The following is a 6,657-nucleotide window of genomic DNA, read 5'->3' as shown; positions in this document are numbered from 1 at the left end:
CGGAGTTTTTCAAGTTAGTTGTCGCATCAAGTTAAATTTTATGCCGCCCGCACTTCTTCTTTTTTCTCTGGATTCAAATTTACTTCATTGATCATTGTCCAATTTCGAGACTTTCCTGACCAACGACTTGGATTCTGTAATTTCGCTATTTCATTAACCCGATGACGTTCCGCTAGGATCGCTTTATCTAAACCTAAATGACGCTGATTTGGCGTGACAAACTTAATACCGCTATGTAAATGTTCATCGTTGTACCAATCTACAAATCCGTTAACCCATTTCCTTGCGCTCGCGATATCTTCGAAGGCTTTTTCAGGGTATTCTGGGCGATACTTTAATGTTTTAAATAATGACTCAGAATACGGATTATCGTTACTCACAGATGGTCGGCTAAATGAAGGCACAATCCCTAACTCCTGCAATGTCGCTAATAACGTTGCTCCTTTCATTGGACTGCCATTATCTGAGTGCAACGTGACTTGCTCAGGTTTTACCTGCTCTCGCCTGCAAATATCTACCATTAAATCAGCCGCCAGTGTGCTTAGTTGTGTGTCATGAACCTGCCAACCAACTATTTTTCGACTATAAATATCCATCACTAAATATAAGTATAAAAACTGACCTTTAACTGCTGTCGGCAAATACGTGATATCCCATGTATAAATTTCGTTTGCACGTGTTGCCTTGAGCGCTTTTGGCTTTTTTATCTTTTTATTTGGTTTTACTTTTTCTCTGTGTGTTAGTAAGTTATGTGATTTCATAACGCGATAAAACGAACTTTCTGATGCTATCCACACACCTTTATCCAATAGTTTAGGGACTATCTTGCAGGGTGGTAAATGCCCGTACTCTATTGAATTAACCGTCTTAATTATACGCTGTTGCTCTAATTCAGTTAGCTTATTAGGTGGTCGTTTTATCGTACTTGTCCGCTTATCTATCATATCTTCAGCTTCAATCCAGCGTTGGATTGTTCTTGTCGTTAAACCAAGTAACTCACATGCTTTTGCTTGCCTTGCCCCTGATTTCTGAGCGTCTTTAATGAGCTTTATCAATTCATGGCGTTCAGTTGAGCTGGTTAATCGTCCTCGTTGAAACCCCAAAGCGCATCTGCTTTTTTTTTGAGTACAAGTAAAGCGGCTGTTTCTGCTAATGCTTTATCTTTACGATTAAGCTCTTTTTGAAGCTGCTTAATTTCTTGTTTGAGCTGCTTGCTGTCTGATTTTACAGGCTTCGTTGCTGGCCCTTTAGCAAAATCTTGCTTCCATTGTTGAATATGATGCGGGTAAAGTCCTTTAGCACGACAATATTCATTAAGAGCTGTTTCATCTAAACTCGCACATTCAATAATGGCGTTGAGCCTGTCTTCTAAGCTCCAGTCATGAGGGCGTTTTTCTGTTGTCATGTGACTACCGTTATTTTTAGTTTCAAGTTCATGGTTTTTAGCAAGTGCAATCCACCGTTGTAGTGTTGAATAGCCGACGCCTAAATCATCAGCAATATCTTCTAGACGAACATCATCACATTGAGATAATGCTTTTTCAACAGCTTGAACTTTAAATTCTTGAGTAAATCGACGTCTCATTTTATCTGCCTCTATTAAAAGTTAGAGGCGACAACTATCCTGACACAGGGGGTTAGTGGTATTAAAATGTGCGCCAAACCCGCCGGTGCACAATACCTTAACAGAGTGGTTTGCTTGGTATATTTGATAAGCTCGCTGACAACGGCTTTTTGCTATTACTGATAAACTACCATCGTTGTTATTTGGCCCACCTAAAACAATCAGTGCCGTTTTAATTTCGCTATTCGTCGCTGCTCTCATTACGCGATTCTCAATTGTTTTTTATTCTTTGGCTATCAGCTTAAAACTATTTTTGCGGTTTGCAATTAATCATTAGGTCAAACGGCTTTTCCTTGAGACAATCCACACTGTTATTTTTAAAACATGGTTCTTTATGAAACTATTAGTTAGAAACTTATCACGTACTATCACTGAACATGAGATCCGCGTACTTTTTACTGAACACGGTAAAGTAGCCGATTGTAATTTAGTACTAGATAAAGAAACCGGCCAATCGAAAGGCTTTGCCTTTGTAGAAATGCCAAACGATGCAGAAGCTGCTGTAGCAATAAAAGCATTGAATCAAAGTACTGTTGATAAAAGCAAGATCCGCGTAAAGAAAGCTGACGCTTAAACGTGTTATTTTGTTGCAAAAGGCCAGCACTCTTCGCTGGCTTTTAGCTTTTCCCCACACAACTTCTGCGCCAGTCCCTTTCACCCAACGAAATTTAATTCAATCACTAAATCATAGTACCCAAAATCAACTAATTGTATTTTATAAAAATATCTGCGCTTCATGGCAAAAAACTAGACAGCAAAACCGACACCCCATATAGTCACAGTATGTATCCTTAAAAACCTGCAATTATGTCTCCTCTTTTTAAATCACTCAGTATAACTTTATTATTGGGCTTAACTGGCTGTTCAGAGCCTACTCAAGAACAGGCAACGCTTGACAATACAACCAGTGTAAATTTAAGCAATATTAAACAACATATTAAAACCCTTGCCTCAGACGAATTTGAAGGACGCGGTCCATTAACGCGCGGTGAAGTAAAAACTGTGGGTTACTTAAGTGACCAATACCAAGCGCTTGGATTAACTGGCGCATATAATAATAAGTTTTTACAGCCGGTAAAAATGGCGATGGTAACCGCTGATCAAAACATGCAATTAAAAATTGGCGACTTGAGCTTTACCGCTGGAAAAGATTTTACGGCGCGAACGAAACAATTACAGCCACTTATTGATGTTCGTAATTCAGAGGTAGTATTTGTTGGTTATGGCATTAATGCGCCCGAGTATAATTGGAATGATTATAAAAATATTGATGTAACGGGTAAAACGGTTGTTGTGTTAGTAAATGATCCTGGGTTTGCTACGCAAAACGATGCGCTATTTACCGGCAACGCCATGACCTACTACGGTCGCTGGACTTACAAATACGAAGAAGCCGCTCGCCAAGGCGCAGCCGCAGTATTTATTGTGCACGAAACAGCGCCAGCTGCATATCCTTGGGGCGTAGTTGAAAGCTCAAATACAGGCACAAAATATACCTTGATGGATAACAACCTAAACGCATCAGAACTACCGGTAATGGGTTGGCTAACACTCGATGCAACCGAGCAGCTATTTAAATCAGCAAACTTGAGCTATCAACAATTAAAGCAACAAGCACTTAACGACGACTTTAAAGCTACTGCGCTTAATTTAACAGCAAACCTTGCATTTAAAAACGAAGTGTCACACGCTAAATCACACAATGTTGTTGCGCAATTAACGGGCAGTGAAGCGCCTGATGAATATATTGTGGTCAGCGCACATTGGGATCATTTTGGCACTAAGCAAACTGATAGCGGGCCAAAAATTTATAATGGTGCAGTTGATAATGCCTCAGGCAGTGCTGCCACAATTGAAATCGCTCGTATATTAAGTAACATGCATAAACAAAAACCGTTTAAGCGCTCGATTATTTTTGCAAACTTTACCGCCGAAGAAACAGGGTTAATTGGCTCAGAGCAATTTGCCAGTGGCGAACTTATCCCTACCAAGCAGATGGTCGCTCTGTTAAATATTGATGGTATGAATGTGCTAGATGGCACCGATTACATACTGCAATACGGTAAAGGTTTATCACAAATGGAAGACTACCTTAGCAAAGCCGCAAGCAAACAAGGCCGTCATGTAACAATGGATCCCGTGCCACAAAACGGCCTATTCTTCCGATCAGATCACTTCTCACTAGCTAAACAAGGCGTACCTGGTTTACTGTTTATGAGTTTAGGTGATACAGATCCAGATTATATTGCTCATAAATACCATAAAGAAGCTGATGATTACTCTGCTCAGTGGTCATTAGGTGGTGTAAAACAAGACATCGAGTTAATTGTTGATATCGCATCACAATTAGCAAACAACGGTGATTGGCCAAAATGGCAAGCAGATTCAGATTTTAAAACTCGTCGCGCCCAAGACCGCGCAGAATAAACTAAGTTGAGTTGGGGTAGGCATTCATCGCCTACCCCATTTTTATTAATGCCCTTTCTTATTGCGTTGTGCGCTCAATAATAAGGTTTCGGCTTTTGCCCCTAAATACACATAAATAGCCAGCGCAATCAATAGCCCTACAACCGCCAACATCATATAAATTGCCGGTAATAAATACTGCGACTGCCCCAGCGCTGCCTTAAACATCGTTAATAACGCTTCAATAGACACTGCAATTAAAATAGTTGAAATAAACCGTGTGATAGTGCGCCGCGTTGAACTGTGCCTAAAGATATCTTTATGCATTAAAATTTCTTCTTCGAGAATCGTTTTACCTAAATCAAATATTGCTAACGCGAGGGTGATAAAAATGATGATCGTAAACGGTTCGAGCGGATCATTTTCTATAGAGCGGACAAACAGTAAGCTATAAATATCACCAAACACCCTACCAAGTAAAAATAACACTAAGATAAATAAGCAACTGACAATAATGCCATAACCCGCTTTAAAAAATGGCGTCATCGTGGCGCGAGTACGATCCCCCATAATAAATTCGATTAATTGCGTTAGACATACATCAATCACTAAATAGCGATTTTCGCCATATGAAGCATGTAACGATTTTATTGCTGAAATACATAAGTGATTGGTCGCGATCGAAATATAGGGCGGCGTAAAACGAGTATGTTGCTGCTGTTGGATACCTTGAAAATACGGCCGTTCACTCAAATCCTGTGAATCGCCACGATTATTTAAGGTTTTCATATACTGGCGTTTAAAGCAGACATTGTTACCTAGCTGCACGCCATTTTTATCTAAACAGTATTGTAATTCTAAAAATGGGTATTGAGCGATTAAGTAACGATTATCTTGTTGTTTTTTAACACCGTCTTCTAAGCTTGCTAGCACTGAATCAAGTAAATCGTGGATCACGGTTTGATATTCTTGGTAACGTTCGACGCTACTGATATAACTCATTCTTGCCATGTGTTTGCTCCTAACTGCATAATTAAAAGTAATAGCAATTACAGAACCAACTTTACAAAAACTTATAAATCAATTAGTTGTATTATTTAAATAAAATAAAAAATCTATTTCGCACCAACCAGGTGCAAAATAAAGTGCTGGACTTACTTTTTTGCAAGCACAAAAAATGGGCTACTTAGCCCATTCTTTCATTAAATCAATTACTTTTAAATTTCATCATCAGAGTCTTGCACTTGACGTTGTGCAGCTCTAGCAATGATTTCAACATAAAACGACTCTAAGCCTTGTTTTTCAATTTCGCTGATTGAGTTGCTAATTTCAGCAACGTGCACCACTTGGGCATCTTCAGCAGTGTTACCAAATTTACAATCAAATGCCCAGTAATCAGCATCAATTGGCAACGTTTTGTTACGCTCTCTTTTCAAATACTTTTTTACTTCATGCTTTGCAGCATCTACCATGCGAGGGTATTTGATTTTCTCGTGATTCAGCGTGAATGTTTTCTTCATTACGTTCCTAATTACCTTGATTTAATGATGATGGCAATAATACCAAGTAAATTGGAAATGCCATTTGGGGTCATTATAGCAATTGCATTTAGTTTGTGGATGCTTTTTTTACACTAAAATAAATAAAATATTTTTACCGATAATTATTACAGCTTAATATCACGCTTGGGCAAGGTGTAAGGGTTGATGAAGCTCAGCATTATTAAGGCTATCGTAAAATGCAGCCGCATCCATTTGCGGATGATCCAGCTGTGTTTCTTTATCTAAATGACGCTTTCGCACGACAAGTTCGCAATTATCAATCACCATTAGTGGAATATGGTTTTTATCATCTCTGATCACTAATGGTTCCGGCGCAAGGCACGAGCGTAAACGAATATCTGCCATGCTGCCTTGTTGTAATAGCTGTGCATTATGTTGGCCAATGAGCATATCAAATTCATCTGGAGCCAATGCTTGCTCAGGCCCTGCCCCTAATTGTTCACGTAATTGCGCTTCAGTTGGTGTTGAAGCATGTGCATCAAATGGGGTTTTAGGGAGATGAAATTGACTAAAATCTAACACGTCATGAGAAAGCATTGCCAATAATAATGCAAACTCGCCACGACGGTGTTCTGAGACACTTTTGGCAAGACGATTGTTAAGTTGACTCTCTGTGATTAACAAATCATCGATTTGCATAGACTTTAGCCGATTGCAGTTAGTAATAGATATTTATCGGCTTTATTTAATATTTCTTTAGCTTTTTTCTTTACTTAAATGCTCACTTTGCTATTATCAGCGCCGTTGCATTGGAGGGGTTCCCGAGCGGCCAAAGGGATCAGACTGTAAATCTGACGGCTCAGCCTTCGCTGGTTCGAATCCAGCTCCCTCCACCACTTTTCTTACCGCTAAGTTAAGTGGGGCCAAATGCGACAAAATTAGTGTGGAGGGGTTCCCGAGCGGCCAAAGGGATCAGACTGTAAATCTGACGGCTCAGCCTTCGCTGGTTCGAATCCAGCTCCCTCCACCACTTTTCTTATCTATCAGCAAAACTTCATTCTTCGAACTTTATTCTCGCTAACTTTATTCTCGCTAACTTTATTCTCGGTAACTTTATCCTCGCTA

The 6,657-nt window shown here is 39.6% G+C and carries 7 protein-coding genes and 2 tRNA genes; 4 read left to right on the top strand and 5 right to left on the bottom strand.

Going from position 1 to position 6,657, the window contains the following annotated elements; genetic code table 11:
- Positions 1-38: 38 nt before the first annotated feature.
- Positions 39-1,585 (bottom strand): IS3 family transposase gene (locus tag H5183_RS21265; protein WP_182732663.1). Its coding sequence is split into 2 segments (ribosomal slippage): positions 39-1,126 and positions 1,126-1,585, totalling 1,548 coding nucleotides; the frame shifts between segments, so codons are not numbered across the junction.
- Between the two features lie 21 nt (positions 1,586-1,606).
- Positions 1,607-1,825, bottom strand: coding sequence for a hypothetical protein (locus H5183_RS21260; protein ID WP_182732662.1), 219 nt, complete (start codon positions 1,823-1,825; stop codon positions 1,607-1,609).
- A gap of 133 nt (positions 1,826-1,958) precedes the next feature.
- Here H5183_RS21260 and H5183_RS21255 point away from each other — a divergent pair, with 133 nt between their 5' ends.
- Both H5183_RS21255 and H5183_RS21250 read left to right on the top strand, forming a co-directional pair.
- Positions 1,959-2,198: an RNA-binding protein gene (locus tag H5183_RS21255; protein WP_145241401.1), complete on the top strand. Its 240-nt coding sequence runs from the start codon at positions 1,959-1,961 to the stop codon at positions 2,196-2,198.
- A gap of 233 nt (positions 2,199-2,431) precedes the next feature.
- Entirely contained in the window at positions 2,432-4,051 is a 1,620-nt protein-coding gene (locus tag H5183_RS21250) for a M28 family metallopeptidase (protein ID WP_182732661.1), read from the top strand.
- Positions 4,052-4,096: 45 nt separating this feature from the next.
- Here H5183_RS21250 and H5183_RS21245 read toward each other — a convergent pair whose 3' ends face one another.
- From H5183_RS21245 to H5183_RS21235, 3 genes are all read right to left on the bottom strand, one after another.
- Complete coding sequence (locus H5183_RS21245) at positions 4,097-5,041, bottom strand: general glycosylation pathway protein (RefSeq protein ID WP_145241406.1); 945 nt, start codon at positions 5,039-5,041, stop codon at positions 4,097-4,099.
- Between the two features lie 206 nt (positions 5,042-5,247).
- Positions 5,248-5,550 carry a DUF6172 family protein gene (locus tag H5183_RS21240; protein WP_145241408.1) on the bottom strand — a complete coding sequence of 101 codons (303 nt, stop codon included), beginning with the start codon at positions 5,548-5,550 and terminating at the stop codon, positions 5,248-5,250.
- Positions 5,551-5,709: 159 nt separating this feature from the next.
- Positions 5,710-6,231 (bottom strand): VC2046/SO_2500 family protein, encoded by a 522-nt coding sequence (locus H5183_RS21235; protein ID WP_145241410.1) that lies wholly within the window; start codon positions 6,229-6,231, stop codon positions 5,710-5,712.
- A gap of 112 nt (positions 6,232-6,343) precedes the next feature.
- On the opposite strand from H5183_RS21235, the gene H5183_RS21230 reads away from it, so the two are divergent.
- Positions 6,344-6,428, top strand: a tRNA-Tyr gene (locus H5183_RS21230).
- 49 nt (positions 6,429-6,477) lie between these two features.
- Positions 6,478-6,562: transfer RNA gene (locus H5183_RS21225), tRNA-Tyr, on the top strand.
- Positions 6,563-6,657 lie beyond the last annotated feature (95 nt).

Source organism: Pseudoalteromonas sp. SR44-8, assembly GCF_014163635.1.
Classification (GTDB): Bacteria; Pseudomonadota; Gammaproteobacteria; order Enterobacterales; family Alteromonadaceae; genus Pseudoalteromonas; species Pseudoalteromonas rhizosphaerae.
Note: the sequence above shows the minus strand (reverse complement) of the source record. Positions and strands in the feature narration are given on the sequence as shown.